Source organism: Streptomyces sp. NPDC048521 (assembly GCF_043199855.1).
Lineage (GTDB): Bacteria > Actinomycetota > Actinomycetes > Streptomycetales > Streptomycetaceae > Streptomyces.
The window spans coordinates 92,548-107,367 of record NZ_JBICWR010000002.1; the positions used below are offsets into that span (position 1 = coordinate 92,548).

Genomic DNA, 14,820 nt, shown 5'->3' on the forward strand with positions numbered 1-14,820 from the left:
ACGATACCGACGCATAGAGAAAGATGATCACTGTGACCGAAGCAATCGCGACCCCGGGAGCCCTCAAGCGCCTCGCCGACGAGGGCGTGTCGATCTGGCTGGACGACCTGTCCCGCAAGCGGATCACCTCGGGCAGCCTCGCCGAACTGGTGGCGAGCGGCAGCGCCGTCGGTGTCACGACGAACCCGTCCATCTTCCAGGCCGCCATCGGCTCCGGGGAGGGCTACGAGGAGCAGCTGACCGACCTCGCCGTACGGGGCGTCACGGTCGACGAGGCCGTGCGGATGATGACGACCGCCGACGTGCGGGCCGCCGCCGATGTGCTGGATCCCGTGTACACCGCCACCGACGGCCGCGACGGTCGCGTCTCCATCGAGGTCGACCCCCGTCTCGCCCACGACACCGAGGCCACCGTCGCCGAGGCCAAGCAGCTGGCCTGGCTGGTCGACCGGCCCAACGTGATGATCAAGATCCCGGCGACCGAGGCGGGCCTCCCGGCGATCACCGAGGTCATCGGCCTCGGCATCAGCGTCAACGTGACGCTGATCTTCTCCCTGGAGCGCTACCGTGAGGTCATGGCCGCCTACCTGGCCGGCCTGGAGAAGGCTCGTGAGCGCGGCATCGACCTGTCGACGATCCACTCGGTGGCGTCGTTCTTCGTCTCCCGCGTGGACAGCGAGATCGACAAGCGGCTGACCGCCCTCGGCACCGACGAGGCCCTCGCGCTCAAGGGACGCGCGGCCCTCGCCAACGCCCGCCTCGCCTACGAGGCCTACGAGGAGGTCTTCGGCTCCGAGCGCTGGCTGGCGCTCGCCGGCGACAAGGCGAACAGGCAGCGTCCGCTGTGGGCGTCCACCGGTGTGAAGGACCCCGCGTACAAGGACACCCTGTACGTGGACGAACTGGTCGCGCCGGGCACCGTCAACACCATGCCGGAGGCCACCTTGAACGCGGTCGCCGACCACGGCGAGATCACCGGCGACACGGTGACCGGCGGCTACGCGCAGGCCCGCGCCGACCTGGCCGCCGTCGAGCGGCTCGGCATCTCCTACGACGAGGTCGTCCAGCAGCTGGAGGACGAGGGCGTCGCCAAGTTCGAGGCGGCCTGGCAGGACCTGCTGGACGCCGTCGCCACGTCCCTGAAGAACAAGGGAGTTGACGCCTGATGACCGAGAACGCCCCCACCGCCCAGGCACCCGAGGAGGTGCGCGTGCCGGTCGTCCCGGCCGCCGACTGGGTGAACCCGCTCCGGGACGCCCGCGACCGCCGGCTCCCCCGGATCGCCGGCCCGTCCGGCCTGGTCATCTTCGGTGTGACCGGCGACCTGTCCCGCAAGAAGCTGATGCCGGCCGTGTACGACCTGGCCAACCGCGGCCTGCTGCCGCCGGGCTTCTCCCTCGTCGGCTTCGCCCGCCGGGACTGGGAGGACCAGGACTTCGCGCAGGTCGTGCACGACGCGGTGCGCGAGCACTCCCGCACCCCGTTCCGCGAGGAGGTGTGGCAGCAGCTCGCCGAGGGCATGCGGTTCATCCCCGGCGACTTCGACGACGACACCGCCTTCAAGCAGCTGAAGAACGCCGTCGACGAACTGGACGCCTCCCGCGGCACCGGCGGCAACTTCGCCTTCTACCTCTCGGTGCCGCCGAAGTTCTTCCCGAAGGTCGTGCAGCAGCTGAAGAAGCACGGCCTCGCCAATCCGCCGCAGGGCTCCTGGCGCCGGGCGGTCATCGAGAAGCCGTTCGGCCACGACCTGAGGTCGGCGCAGGAGCTCAACACGGTCGTGCACGACGTGTTCGAGCCCGACCAGGTCTTCCGCATCGACCACTACCTCGGCAAGGAGACCGTCCAGAACATCCTGGCGCTCCGCTTCGCCAACCAGATGTACGAGCCGATCTGGAACCGCAGTTACGTCGACCATGTGCAGATCACCATGGCCGAGGACATCGGCATCGGCGGCCGGGCGGGCTACTACGACGGCATCGGGTCGGCCCGTGACGTCATCCAGAACCACCTGCTGCAGCTGATGGCGCTGACCGCCATGGAGGAGCCGATCGCGTTCGACGCGGAGGCGCTGCTCACCGAGAAGCTGAAGGTGCTGAAGTCGGTGCGGCTGCCGGAGGACCTCGGCCGGCACACCGTGCGCGGACAGTACGCGGCCGGCTGGCAGGGCGGCGAGAAGGTCGTCGGCTACCTCCAGGAGGACGGCATCGACCCCAAGTCCAAGACCGACACCTTCGCCGCGATCAAGCTGGGCATCGACAACCGCCGCTGGGCGGGCGTCCCCTTCTACCTGCGCACCGGCAAGCGGCTCGGCCGCCGGGTCACCGAGATCGCGGTGGTCTTCAAGCGGGCCCCGCACTCCCCGTTCGACTCCACCGCCACCGAGGAGCTGGGCCAGAACGCGATCGTCATCCGCGTCCAGCCGGACGAGGGCATGACCGTGCGGTTCGGCTCGAAGGTGCCGGGCACGTCGATGGAGATCCGGGACGTGTCGATGGACTTCGCCTACGGCGAGTCGTTCACCGAGTCGAGCCCGGAGGCGTACGAGCGGCTCATCCTGGACGTACTGCTCGGCGACGCCAATTTGTTCCCCCGTCACCAGGAAGTGGAAGAGTCCTGGAAGATCCTCGACCCGATCGAGGAGTACTGGGCGGCGCACGGCAGGCCGGCGCAGTACGCGTCGGGCAGCTGGGGACCGAGGGAAGCGGACGAGATGCTCGCACGAGACGGACGGAGCTGGCGCAGGCCATGAAGATCGACCTGACCGACACCACGGCAAGCAAGATCAACAAGGCGCTGGTGCAGGGCCGCCGCGCCATCGGCACCCCGGCCGTGGGCATGGTCCTGACGATGGTCATCGTCACGGACGAGGAGAACGCCTACGACGCCATCAAGGCGGCCGAGGAGGCCTCGCACGAGCACCCCTCGCGCACCCTGGTCGTCATCAAGCGGCACGTCCGCACCCTGCGCGACCGCACCCACTCGCGCCTGGACGCCGAGGTCCGGGTCGGTTCGGAGGCGGGCACCGGCGAGACGGTCGTGCTGCGCACCTACGGCGAGGTGTCCGACCACGCCGATTCGGTGGTCCTGCCGCTGCTGCTGCCGGACGCCCCGGTGGTCGTGTGGTGGCCGGTGGACGCACCCGAGACCCCCTCCAAGGACCCGCTCGGTGCCCTCGCCCAGCGCCGGATCACGGACCTGTACGCCGTCGAGCGGCCTCTCGAGGTCCTGGAGGCCCGGATGCGCAACTACGCGCCCGGCGACACCGACCTCGCCTGGACCCGGCTCACCCCGTGGCGGTCCATGCTGGCCGCCGCCCTGGACCAGGCCCGTGTGAAGGTGACGTCCGCGGCCGTCGAGGCCGAGGCGGAGAACCCCAGCGCCGAGCTGCTGGCCCGCTGGCTGGAGGCCCGCCTGGGCGTCACCGTGGACCGCGTGGTCACCGCCGGTCCGGTCGTCACGGCCGTGCGCCTGGGCACCGCGAACGGCGAGATCGTCATCGACCGCCCCGAGGGCCCGCTCGCGCAGCTGTCCCTGCCCGGGCAGCCGCCGCGCACCCTCGCCCTGAAGGTCCGCCCCACCTCCGAACTCATCGCCGAGGAACTGCGCCGCCTCGACGCCGACGAGATGTACGCCATCGCCCTCCAGGGCGAGGCCACCAAGGAGAACGCCTGACATGTCCGACGCCCCGTCAGACACCCCCCAGCTCACCCGCAGGCCCGAGTGGACGGCCCTCGCCGACCACCGCGCCGAGGGACAGCCGCACCTGCGCGAGCTGTTCGCGACGGACCCCGGCCGCGCCGAGCGGTACGTCGTCCGGGTCGGCGACCTGCACATCGACTACAGCAAGCACCTGATCACCGACGAGACCCTGGCCCGGCTCCAGGAACTCGCCACCGCCACCGGCGTGTTCGCGCTGCGGGACGCCATGTTCCGCGGCGAGAAGATCAACCTCACCGAGGACCGGGCCGTGCTGCACACCGCGCTGCGCGCCCCGCGGGACGCCGTGATCGAGGTCGACGGCGAGAACGTGGTGCCGAAGGTGCACGCGGTCCTCGACAAGATGGCCGGCTTCGCCGACCGGGTCCGCTCGGGCGAGTGGACCGGCCACACCGGCCGGCGGATCCGCAACGTCGTCAACATCGGCATCGGCGGCTCCGACCTCGGTCCTGCGATGGCCTACGAGGCGCTGCGCCCGTACACCGCACGGGAGTTGACGTTCCGGTTCGTGTCGAACGTGGACGGCGCCGACCTCCACGAGGCCACCCGCGACCTGGACCCGGCCGAAACCCTGTTCATCGTCGCGTCCAAGACCTTCACCACGATCGAGACGATCACCAACGCGACCTCCGCCCGCTCCTGGCTGCTGAGGGCCTTCGACGGTGAGGAGAAGGCCGTCGCCAAGCACTTCGTGGCCCTGTCCACGAACGCGGGGAAGGTCACCGAGTTCGGCATCGACCCGGACAACATGTTCGAGTTCTGGGACTGGGTCGGCGGCCGCTACTCGTACGACTCGGCCATCGGCCTGTCCCTGATGATCGCCATCGGCCCGGACCGGTTCCGGGAGATGCTCGACGGGTTCCGGATCGTCGACGACCACTTCCGCACCGCACCCGCCGAGGCCAACGCGGCCGTGCTGCTGGGCCTGCTGGGCATCTGGTACAACAACTTCTTCGACGCCCAGTCGCACGCGGTGCTGCCGTACAGCCACTACCTGTCCAAGTTCACCGCGTACCTGCAGCAGCTGGACATGGAGTCCAACGGCAAGTCGGTGCAGCGTGACGGCGACCCGGTGGCGTGGCAGACCGGACCGGTCGTGTGGGGCACGCCCGGCACCAACGGGCAGCACGCCTACTACCAGTTGATCCACCAGGGCACGAAGCTGATCCCGGCGGACTTCATCGGCTTCGCCCGCCCGATCGGCGAGCTGAGCGGTGAACTGAAGGCCCAGCACGACCTGTTGATGGCCAACTTCTTCGCCCAGACCCAGGCGCTCGCCTTCGGCAAGAGCGCCGAGGAGGTCCGTGCCGAGGGCGTGCCCGAGGAGCAGGTGCCGCACCGCACGTTCAAGGGCGACCACCCCACCACGACGATCCTCGCGCCGGAGCTGACGCCGTCCGTGCTCGGCCAGCTGATCGCCCTCTACGAGCACAAGGTGTTCGTGCAGGGCGCGGTCTGGAACATCGACTCCTTCGACCAGTGGGGCGTGGAACTCGGCAAGGTCCTCGCCAAGCGCGTCGAGCCCGCCCTCACCGAGGGCGCGGACGTACCCGGTCTCGACCCGTCCACCACGGCCCTCGTCGCCGCCTACCGCACTCTCAAGAACGCTCAGGAAGTGAACTGACATGCAGCTTGGTCTGATCGGTCTCGGCAAGATGGGCGGCAACATGCGCGAGCGGATCCGCCGCGCCGGCCACACCGTCATCGGCTACGACCGCAACCCCGAGGTCTCCGACGTCAAGAGCCTCGCCGAACTGGTCGAGCAGCTGGACGCGCCCCGCAACGTGTGGGTGATGGTCCCGGCGGGCACCGCCACCCAGACCGTCATCGACGAACTCGGCGACCTGCTCCAGCCGGGCGACACGGTGATCGACGGCGGCAACTCCCGCTGGACGGACGACGAGAAGCACGCCGCCGCCCTGGGCATCAAGGGCATCGGCTTCGTCGACGCCGGTGTCTCCGGTGGCGTGTGGGGCCTGGAGAACGGCTACGCGCTCATGGTCGGCGGCGACAAGGAGCACGTGGACCGGCTGCAGCCGATCTTCGACGCGCTCAAGCCGGAGGGCCCGTACGGCTACGTCCACGCCGGCCGGGTCGGCGCGGGGCACTTCTCGAAGATGGTCCACAACGGCATCGAGTACGCCATGATGCAGGCCTACGCCGAGGGCTGGGAGCTGCTGGAGAAGGTGCACTCGGTGGAGAACGTCCGCGAGGTCTTCCGCTCCTGGCAGGAGGGCACCGTCATCCGCTCCTGGCTGCTGGACCTCGCGGTCAACGCCCTCGACGAGGACGAGCACCTGGACAAGCTGCGCGGCTACGCGGAGGACTCCGGAGAGGGCCGCTGGACCGTCGAGGCAGCCATCGCCAACGCCGTGCCGCTCCCGGCGATCACCGCCTCCCTGTTCGCCCGGTTCGCCTCCCGCCAGGACGACTCCCCGCAGATGAAGATGATCGCCGCGCTGCGCAACCAGTTCGGCGGCCACGCCGTAGAGAAGAAGGACTGACCTGCCGTGGGGGACCTCCTACTGGTCCGCCACGGTGAGACGGAGTGGAGCCTGTCGGGACAGCACACCAGCTGGACCGACCTGCCCCTCACGGAGCACGGCGAGGAACAGGCCAAGTCACTCGCCCCGCTCCTCACCGGCCGGACCTTCGCCCTCGCGCTGGCCAGCCCGCTGGGCCGCGCGCTGCGCACCGCCGAACTGGCGGGCCTCATCGGGGTCCTGCCCGATCCCGACCTGCACGAATGGGACTACGGTGGCTACGAGGGCATCACCACCGCCACCATCCACCGCACCCGGCCCGACTGGGACCTGTGGACCGACGGCGTGCCGCCCGGCCCGGAGGGGCACCCGGGCGAGTCACCCGAGGAGATCGGCGCCCGCGCGGACCGGGTGCTGGCCCGCGCCGACGGCGCCCTCACCGGGGACGCCGGCGACGTGATCCTGGTCGCGCACGCCCACTTCCTGCGCGTCCTCACCGCCCGCCGACTGGGCCTGCCGCCCGCCGAGGGCCGCCTGTTCCAGCTGGCCACGGGCACGGTCAGCCGGCTGTCCACCGAGCACGGCCGGCCCGTGATCGCCGAGTGGAACAGGCGCCCGTAGTCCGGACCCCGGTCGCCCGTGATCGGAACGAGTGTCCCCGCACCGCTGTCGCCGACAGCGCGGGGACACTCCGGCGTACGCACCCTCATGCTCCCGCTCACAGCGGGCAAAAGGGCTCCGACTGCCGGAGCGAGGCGGAGAGGTGCGCCGAGCTGCCGTCGTCTTCGTCGCAACCCTCGGGGCCGGAACAGCCGGTGGTCGACGCCCGTGATCCGTGCGCCCGCCCGGGGCCGACGCGCTGCCCGACGAGCGGCTCGGTACGGCGCGGAACCGACCTCACCGGGTGGATGCCGGTGGTCACTCTGCCCGTGTGCGCCACCCTCGGGGTCACCGGCCCGTGCCGCGCGCCCCGTGCTGGGCGGCCAGCCGCACCGGTGCGTTCGCGGCGCCGTAGCCCTGGTGGCCGGGATCGCGCTGGACGAGTTCGAAGAAGACGCGGCCGACGGTCTCGGTGTAGCAGTGCCGGAAGGCGCCGCCCGCGTCCCGGTCGTAGAGGATGCCCAGTTCGCGGTACGTCTTCAGCTCGCCGTCGGCGAACTCGTACCGGGCGGCGAGGTCCTCGTAGTAGTTGGCCGGTATCGGCAGCAGGCGGCCACCCGCCGCGCGGAAGGCGCGGGCCGCTGCGACCACGTCGTCGGTGGCGAGGGCGAGGTGCGCCGCGTGCACCGTGTCGTCGGCGGGGGCGGCACCCACGGAGAGGGCGATCCGGACGCTGCCGTCGGTGTTGGTGACGGCGCGGCTGCGCATGAGCCCGTAGGGGTCGGCGAGGTGCACGCTCTCCTGGGCGTGCAGGCCGAGGACGCTGCGGTGGAAGAGCGTCGCCTCGTCGAAGTTGTGCCAGGGCTGGGTGAGCGCGAGGTGGTCGACGCGCGTGGCGGCGGGCGCGGGGGTGTCCGGCAGGCTGGTGAAGTCGGCTCGCCAGTCGGGGAGTCGGGGGTGGCCGGTGGCGCAGAAGAACAGATGCGTGCCGTCGGGCGCCGCGACGGCGTCGAGCGGGGTGTCCTCGGGGGCGCGGCGGCGGGGCAGGACGGGGGCGTGGAGCGCCTCGGCGCGGCGGGCCGCGGCGGCCGGGTCCGGGGACTCGAGGCCGATCGCGGCGAGCCGGGTGCCGTCGCGGCGCGCGGCGGGGCCGGTGTTGACGAGGACGCGAGCCTCGCCCTGCTGCCACAGGTCGACGGGCTTGCCGTGGTGCCGGGCGGTCCGTGTGAAGCCGAGGGCGCGCAGGAGGGCGGCGACCGGTTCGGCGTCCGGGGTGAGGAGTTCGGCGAAGGCGATCCCGGTGGGGACGGTGGGCGGCGGCAACTCGACCGCGCCGACGGCCTCTTGGAGGAGCAGCAGGGAGCGGTGCGCGTCGACGGCCGTCGGGCCGGCGTCGGCCTGCCGGAAGACGTCGTTGAACACCTCCAGGGACAGCGGGCCCCGGTAACCGGTGCGCAGCACGTGGGTGAGGAGGCCGGCGAGGTCGAAGCCGCCCTGGCCGGGGAAGCAGCGGTAGTGGCGGCTCCACTGCAGGACGTCCATGGCGAGCAGCGGGGCGTCGGCCAGTTGCAGGAAGAAGATCTTCTCGCCGGGGATGTCCTCGATGCCCTTGGGGTCCGAGCCGCGGGAGAGGATGTGGAAGCTGTCCAGACAGGTGCCGAGCGCCGGGTGGCCGGCCGCCTCGACGATGCGCCAGGCGTGGTCGTACGTGCTGACGCGGCGGCCCCAGGCGAGCGCCTCGTACGCCACCCGGACGCCGAAGTCCTGTGCGAGGTCGGCCAGTCGGCTCAGGTGCCCGGCGGCGAGGGAGTCGTCGTCCACGGTCTGCGCGGAGACGTTGGAGCAGACGAGGACGGTGTCGGCGCCGAGCCGGGTCATCAGCTCGAACTTGTGCCGGGCGCGGCGCAGGTTGCGGGCGAAGTCCTCCTCCGGCACGGCCTCGATGTCGCGCATCGGCTGGTACAGGTCGATGCGGAGGCCGAGGTCGGCGCAGCGAGCGCGGATCTCCTCGGGGGTGAGGGGGCTGGCGAGGAGGTCGTTCTCGAAGATCTCCACGCCGTCGAATCCGGCGCGGGCGGCGGCGGTGAGCTTCTCGGTGAGCGGGCCGCTCAGCGAGACGGTGGCGATGGAGGTGTGCATGGGTGCTCCTTGTCGTCGACGATGCCGGTGCCGCGCCCCGGAGGGACGCGGAGCTGTGTCGATGTGCGACCCCGCCGTGTGGGCGCGACCCGCCACGGACGGCCCGCGGTTCTCATCCGGCATGACTTCCCGAGCGCTCCGTCCCGGTCAGCTCGGCGAAGTCCCCCAGCATCCGTGTGCTGTCGGGTTCCCGGCCGGTGAACAGCCGGAAGGCGTCGGCGGCCTGGAAGGCGGCCATGCCCCCGCCGTCGAGCGTGGCGCAGCCGACCGCACGGGCGGCGCGCAGCAGCTCGGTCTCCAGGGGCCGGTAGACGACCTCGGCGACCCACAGGCCGGGGCTGAGCAGGTCCGCCGGCAGGGGCAGGCCGGGGTGGGCGGCCATGCCGGTGGGGGTGGCGTGGACGAGGCCGCCGCTGCCGTCGGCCTCGGCGAGCAGCTCGGGCAGCCGGTCGGGCGTCGCCGCCGCGGCCCGGCCCGGGCCGAAGTGCCGTACGAGGCAGTCGACGAGGGCGGCGGCCCGGTCGGGCCGGGCGTCCACGACGGTGACCCGGCCGGCGCCCAGGGTGAGCGCGGCGTGCGCGACGGCCGCACCGGCCCCGCCCGCGCCGAGCTGGACGACCCGTTCCAGCGGGGCGTCCGGCAGGCCGCGGGCGAAGGCGGCGGCGAAGCCGGTGACGTCGGTGTTGTGGCCGACGGCCCGGCCGCCGTCGAAGACGACGGTGTTGACCGCGCCGAGCGCCTGTGCCCGCGGGTCGAGCGCGTCCAGGTGGTCGAGGACCAGTTGCTTGCAGGGGTGGGTGATGTTCAGCCCGTCGAAGCCGAGGTCACGGGCGGCCCGGACGAGGTTGCCCACCGCCTCGGGCGCCAGGCCGAGGACGTCGATGTCGAGGAGCCGGTACAGGTAGCGCAGGCCCTGCCGGTCCGCCTCCCGCTGGTGCAGGGCGGGGCTGAGCGAGGGGCCGATCCCGGCCCCGATCAGCCCGACGAGATACGAGTCCTTGGCCACGCGGACCTCCCGAGACACCACTAATGTACGAACCAGTACGTTAGCTATATCAGCCGTGCGGGAGGTGAGGAAGACCTCGGCGGGGCGGCGCGGCCCTGCTTCTACAATCACCGGCACGCGAACGCGCGTGCCGCCCAGGCGTCCCACGGCCCGAAGGAAACCGATGACGAGCGTCGAAGAACCGCTGCGACCGGCGGGGCGCGTGCGCGACGCGGCCCGCACCAGGGCCGAGATCCTCGACGTGGCCACCCAGGAGTTCGCCCGGGCCGGCTACGACGGCGCCCGGGTCGACGAGATCGCCGCCCGCACCCGCACCACCAAGCGGATGATCTACTACTACTTCGGCGGCAAGGAGCAGCTGTTCACGGCCGTGCTGGAACGGGCGTACGGGGTGATCCGGAAGGCGGAGCAGCAGCTGGACGTGGAGCACCTGGACCCGGTCGCGGCGATCCGGCGCCTCGCCGAGCTGACCTTCGACCACCACGAGCAGCACCCGGACTTCATCCGCCTGGTCAGCATCGAGAACATCCACGACGCCGAGCACATCGCGGCCTCCGAGAAGCTCGGCAGGATCGGCTCCCCGGCGCTGGAGGTGATCCGCCGGATCCTGGCCGCCGGGCAGGAGTCCGGGCTGTTCACGGCCGATGTGGACGCGGTCGACCTGCACGCGATGATCAGCTCGTTCTGCTTCTTCCGGGTCGCCAACCGGCACACCTTCGGCGCCCTGTTCGGCCGGGACCTGGTGGATCCGGCGCAGCGCGAGCACTACCGGACCATGCTCGGGGACATGGTGATCGCCTACCTCACGGCGGAGCGGACCACCGGCTGACGGCCTGGCGCACGGACTCTTGACAGCGGGGAAACACGAGCGCAACATCCCACCCACCGCAACGAACTACCCAGAGGGTTAATTAGCCGCCGCGATCCGGCCCTCGCCCGCTCCCTTCCCACGCCGCTCACTCCCCCGCCGCCGGGTGGAGTCTCCCCCGAAGGAGCACCGCCGTGTCCGTCCCCACCCCCGCGTCCGCCGCCGAGGCCCCGCCCGGGCAACCCTGGAAGGCCGCGACGGCCGCTTGGATCGGCAGCGCGCTGGAGTACTACGACTTCTTCATCTACGGCAGCGCCGCCGCGCTGATCTTCCCGAAAGTGTTCTTCGACGCCTCCGACCCGGCCACCGCGACCCTGCTGTCGCTCGCCACCTTCGGCGTCGCCTATGCGGCCCGGCCCCTCGGCGCGCTGTTCCTCGGGCACGTCGGCGACCGGCTCGGCCGCAAGAAGATCATGGTGTTCACGCTGATCCTGATGGGTCTGTCCACGTTCCTGATCGGCTGTCTGCCCACCCGCGCCCAGGCCGGCTCCCTGGCCCCCGTGCTGCTCGTGCTGTGCCGGGTGCTGCAGGGCGTGTCGGCGGCCGGCGAACAGGCCAGCGCCAGTTCCATGAGCCTGGAACACGCGCCGCCGGACCGGCGCGGGTTCTTCACCAGCTTCACGCTCAGCGGCACCCAGGGCGGCCAGCTCATCGCCACCCTCGTCTTCATCGCCGTCGCCCAGCTCCCCGAGGACCAGCTGCTGTCATGGGGCTGGCGGGTGCCGTTCTGGCTGAGCGTGGCGGTCGCCGTCGCCGGTTACGTGATCCGGCGCCGGCTGCGCGAGACCCCGGCCTTCGCCCGGCAGGCGGCCACCGGGGGCGTGGCCCGGCTACCGCTCGCGGTGCTGCTGCGGGAGCACTGGGCGGACGTGCTGCGGGTGATCGCGGGCGCGCTCGTCGCCTCGGTGAGCACGGTCTTCACGGTCTGGGCGCTGGCCTACGCCACCAGCGACGCGGTCGGCATGTCCCGTACGTCGATGCTGTGGGTCGGCGCGCTGGCCAACCTGGTCGCCCTGGCCGCGATCCCGCTGTGGGCGACGCTCTCGGACCGGATCGGGCGCCGGCCGGTGTACCTGATCGGCGCGGTCGGCAGCGCGGGCGCGATGGCGGGCTACCTGTGGGCGATCTCCACCGGCTCCTACCCGCTCACCCTGATCCTCGGGATCACCGCCTTCGGCATCCTCTACAGCGCCGCGAACGGGGTGTGGCCCGCCTTCTACGGCGAGATGTTCGCGACCCGCGTCCGGCTGTCCGGCATGGCGATCGGCACGCAGATCGGCTTCGCGGTCTCCGGGTTCGCCGTCACCTTCGCGGCCGAGATCGCCGGTCCGGGCGGCGACGACTGGGCTGCGGTGGCACTGTTCACGGCGGCGCTGTGCGTGCCGCCGGTGATCGCCGCGCTCTCCGCTCGCGAGACCCACACGGTGCCGACGGAGCTGCTCGGGGAACGGGCGGGGCGGCAGACGGTCCCGGCCGAACGGGTGGCGGCCTGACGGTGACCACGGTCTCGGGCGGCGCGGCTCGTACAGGACGAGTTCATCGCCACCCGGCAGCCGCAGACGTCACCCAGTCCGCACCGGCCCCCTCCAGCGGCCGGTTCGACTCCACGCGCCCCGCCCGGTGGATCGGCGCCGTACCGAGTCGAGGCCGTCACCCCGCGCGGACGATGATGCGAAAGGCGGTCCGGGCCGCACCGGACCTCCCCCGTCCGCCGGGCCAACCGGCGAATCGGCGCCCTACCGAGTCGAGGCCGTCGCCCTGCACGGAGGCTGGTACGAAAGGCGGTCCGGCCCGCACCGGCCCCCCGTCCGCCGGGCCAACCGGTGAATCGGCGCCGTACCGAGTCCAGGCCGTCGCCGCGCGCGGGCCGGTGCCCAAGGCGGTCGCGGACCAGCGGTGCCGGGCGCCGGTCCGTCGCGTGGCCGCGCTCAGCCTGTGGGGGTCGCCGCCGCGTCGAGCAGAGGGCCGAGTTCCCGTACGACGGTCTCCAGAGGACGTACGTCCTGTTCGGCGCGGGCGAGGATGATCGCGCCCTCCAAGGTGCTGATCATCAGCGTGGCCAGGGACTCTGCGCGGGCCAGGGGGACGCCCATGCCGGTCAGGGCCTCGGCCAGCGGGCCGCGCCAGGTCGCGAACGCGGCGGCCACCGCCTCGCGGGTCGAGGTGCCGGCCGAGGCGCAGTCGACGGTGGCGGCGGCGACCGGGCAGCCGGCGGCGAAGCCGTCCGCGGCGTACTCGTCGGTCCACTGCGCGACCATCGCCGCGAACAGACTGCTCGGCCTCGGCTCGTCCAGCCCGGCCAGAAAGCGGGCGATCCGCTTGCCCGCGTACCGTCCGGCCCAGTCGACGGCTTCGTTGACCAGCTGTTCCTTGCCGCCCGGGAAGTAGTGCTGGAGCGAGCCGCGCGGTGCCCCGGCGTGCGCGGCGACCTCGCGCATACCGGTCGCGGTGACCCCGTCGCGGCGGATGAGCTGGGCCGCGCTGAAGACCATCCGTTCCCGCGGTCCCCGCCGTGCCTCGGCCATCGTCGACCTCCGATCCTCGCCCCCACTCTATGACCGGCGTCATAACACCCGCTACTATGACCACTGTCATAGTCGGCCCGTGGAGCGAAGGGCGGCCCCCGTGAACGTCGGTTTCATCGGCCTCGGAGTGATGGGCCGGCCCATGGCACTGCGCCTGGCCTCCGCCGGCGTGCCCCTGGTGGTGTGGAACCGCACCCCGGAACGCGCCGAACCGCTGCGGGCGGCCGGGGCCGCGGTCGCCGCCGACGCGAACGAGGTGTTCGCGCGCGCCGACGTGGTGCTGCTGATGCTCGCCGACGAGGCCGCGACGGACACCGTCCTGGGTCGCGGCACCCCCACCCTGGCCGCACGCGTCGCGCAACGCACCGTCGTCCACATGGGCACGACCTCACCCGAGTACTCCCACGCCCTGGAGCGCGACATCCGCGCCGCCGGCGGCCGGTACGTCGAGGCGCCCGTCTCCGGATCACGGGTCCCGGCGGAACAGGGACAACTGGTGGCCATGCTGGCCGGCGAGCAGGCCGCCGTGGACGCCGTACGGCCGCTGCTCACCCCGATGTGCCGGGAGACGTTCGTGTGCGGTCCGGCGCCCGGCGCGCTGCTGATGAAGCTGTCCGTGAACCTCTTCCTGATCACCCTGGTGACCGGACTGACGGAGGCGTTCCACTTCGCCGAGCGGCAGGGCCTGGACCGGCGGCTGTTCCTGGACGTCCTCGACGCGGGGCCCATGGCCAGCGGGGTCTCCCGGATGAAGGCACCCAAGCTGCGCGAGCGGGACTTCGCGGTGCAGGCGGCCGCGCTGGACGTGCTGAAGAACAACCGGCTCATCGCCGAGGCGGCCCGCAAGGCCCACCTCGCCTCGCCGCTCCTCGACGTCTGCCACACCCTGTTCGAGGAGACGGTGGCGCAGGGGTACGGCGGCGAGGACATGGTCGCCGTCCTCCGGGCGATCGAGGCCCGGACCGCCGAGGCACCGTAAGTCTGCCGTCGACCCGAGGCCGGCGCTTCGTGGCGCCGTGAGTCTGCCGTCGACCGGAGGTCAGCGCTTCGGGGCGCCGTAGACCCGGTCCACGTGCAGGCGCACCACGAGGCGGCGGTCGCGGACCATCGCGGCCCGGTAGTCGTCCCAGTCCGGGTGCTCGCCGAGCACGTCCCGGTAGAGCCGGATCAGTTCCTCGACGGTCTCGTCCTGCGGATCCCGGGCGACCGGGGACAGCTCGGCCGTCCCCTCGACGACGGTGTACGCCCAGCGGTCGGCGCTGGTGACGTGGTACGAGGCACGGGGATCGCGGCGCAGGTTGCGGGTCTTGGCGCGGTCGTCGGTGACCGAGATCCGGATGATCCGCTCGTCGGGGTAGTAGGCGTGGCTGACGTTGGACAGCTGGGGGCGGCCGTCGCGCTTCAGGGTGACCAGCACCCCGCCGTGGCCGTCGGAGAGCAGATCGAGCAGCGCGTCCTGCGCGGAGTCCTGGGTCATGA

Annotated in this window: 13 protein-coding genes; 9 read left to right on the forward strand and 4 right to left on the reverse strand. The window is 72.0% G+C overall.

Annotation, left to right across the window (positions count from 1 at the left end; translation table 11 throughout):
* Nucleotides 1-23: 23 nt before the first annotated feature.
* From tal to ACGFRF_RS04875, 6 genes are read left to right on the forward strand one after another with little or no spacing between them, the layout of a single operon-like run.
* Nucleotides 24-1,166, forward strand: a complete 1,143-nt coding sequence (gene tal / locus ACGFRF_RS04850; RefSeq protein ID WP_393737176.1) for a transaldolase — start codon at nucleotides 24-26, stop codon at nucleotides 1,164-1,166.
* On the forward strand, nucleotides 1,166-2,752 hold the full coding sequence (gene zwf, locus ACGFRF_RS04855) for a glucose-6-phosphate dehydrogenase (RefSeq protein WP_393737177.1): 1,587 nt from the start codon (nucleotides 1,166-1,168) through the stop codon (nucleotides 2,750-2,752). Before tal ends, zwf begins: the two co-directional genes overlap by 1 nt.
* Nucleotides 2,749-3,675, forward strand: a complete 927-nt coding sequence (opcA, locus tag ACGFRF_RS04860; protein ID WP_393737178.1) for a glucose-6-phosphate dehydrogenase assembly protein OpcA — start codon at nucleotides 2,749-2,751, stop codon at nucleotides 3,673-3,675. Before zwf ends, opcA begins: the two co-directional genes overlap by 4 nt.
* Nucleotide 3,676: 1 nt before the next feature.
* On the forward strand, nucleotides 3,677-5,344 hold the full coding sequence (pgi, locus tag ACGFRF_RS04865) for a glucose-6-phosphate isomerase (protein WP_393737179.1): 1,668 nt from the start codon (nucleotides 3,677-3,679) through the stop codon (nucleotides 5,342-5,344).
* Nucleotide 5,345: 1 nt separating this feature from the next.
* A complete protein-coding gene (gene gnd / locus ACGFRF_RS04870) occupies nucleotides 5,346-6,224 on the forward strand; it encodes a phosphogluconate dehydrogenase (NAD(+)-dependent, decarboxylating) (RefSeq protein WP_393737180.1) in 879 nt (292 codons plus the stop codon).
* Nucleotides 6,225-6,230: 6 nt separating this feature from the next.
* Entirely contained in the window at nucleotides 6,231-6,824 is a 594-nt protein-coding gene (locus ACGFRF_RS04875; RefSeq protein WP_393737181.1) for a histidine phosphatase family protein, read from the forward strand.
* A gap of 327 nt (nucleotides 6,825-7,151) precedes the next feature.
* Here ACGFRF_RS04875 and ACGFRF_RS04880 read toward each other — a convergent pair whose 3' ends face one another.
* Together ACGFRF_RS04880 and ACGFRF_RS04885 are read right to left on the reverse strand one after the other, a co-directional pair.
* Entirely contained in the window at nucleotides 7,152-8,942 is a 1,791-nt protein-coding gene (locus ACGFRF_RS04880) for a bifunctional sugar phosphate isomerase/epimerase/4-hydroxyphenylpyruvate dioxygenase family protein (protein ID WP_393737182.1), read from the reverse strand.
* Nucleotides 8,943-9,054: 112 nt separating this feature from the next.
* Nucleotides 9,055-9,948, reverse strand: a complete 894-nt coding sequence (locus ACGFRF_RS04885; protein WP_393737183.1) for a shikimate dehydrogenase — start codon at nucleotides 9,946-9,948, stop codon at nucleotides 9,055-9,057.
* A 163-nt stretch (nucleotides 9,949-10,111) separates the two neighbouring features.
* On the opposite strand from ACGFRF_RS04885, the gene ACGFRF_RS04890 reads away from it, so the two are divergent.
* Both ACGFRF_RS04890 and ACGFRF_RS04895 read left to right on the forward strand, forming a co-directional pair.
* Complete coding sequence (locus tag ACGFRF_RS04890; RefSeq protein WP_393737184.1) at nucleotides 10,112-10,777, forward strand: TetR/AcrR family transcriptional regulator; 666 nt, start codon at nucleotides 10,112-10,114, stop codon at nucleotides 10,775-10,777.
* A 173-nt stretch (nucleotides 10,778-10,950) separates the two neighbouring features.
* Entirely contained in the window at nucleotides 10,951-12,309 is a 1,359-nt protein-coding gene (locus tag ACGFRF_RS04895; protein ID WP_393737185.1) for an MFS transporter, read from the forward strand.
* A 435-nt stretch (nucleotides 12,310-12,744) separates the two neighbouring features.
* On the opposite strand, the gene ACGFRF_RS04900 is transcribed toward ACGFRF_RS04895, so the two are convergent.
* Nucleotides 12,745-13,341: a TetR/AcrR family transcriptional regulator gene (locus ACGFRF_RS04900; RefSeq protein ID WP_393737186.1), complete on the reverse strand. Its 597-nt coding sequence runs from the start codon at nucleotides 13,339-13,341 to the stop codon at nucleotides 12,745-12,747.
* On the opposite strand from ACGFRF_RS04900, the gene ACGFRF_RS04905 reads away from it, so the two are divergent.
* Nucleotides 13,283-14,320 carry an NAD(P)-dependent oxidoreductase gene (locus tag ACGFRF_RS04905; protein WP_393737187.1) on the forward strand — a complete coding sequence of 346 codons (1,038 nt, stop codon included), beginning with the start codon at nucleotides 13,283-13,285 and terminating at the stop codon, nucleotides 14,318-14,320. The genes ACGFRF_RS04900 and ACGFRF_RS04905 overlap by 59 nt on opposite strands.
* 60 nt (nucleotides 14,321-14,380) lie before the next feature.
* Here ACGFRF_RS04905 and ACGFRF_RS04910 read toward each other — a convergent pair whose 3' ends face one another.
* Entirely contained in the window at nucleotides 14,381-14,818 is a 438-nt protein-coding gene (locus ACGFRF_RS04910) for a PPOX class F420-dependent oxidoreductase (RefSeq protein ID WP_393737188.1), read from the reverse strand.
* Between the last annotated feature and the right edge of the window lie 2 nt (nucleotides 14,819-14,820).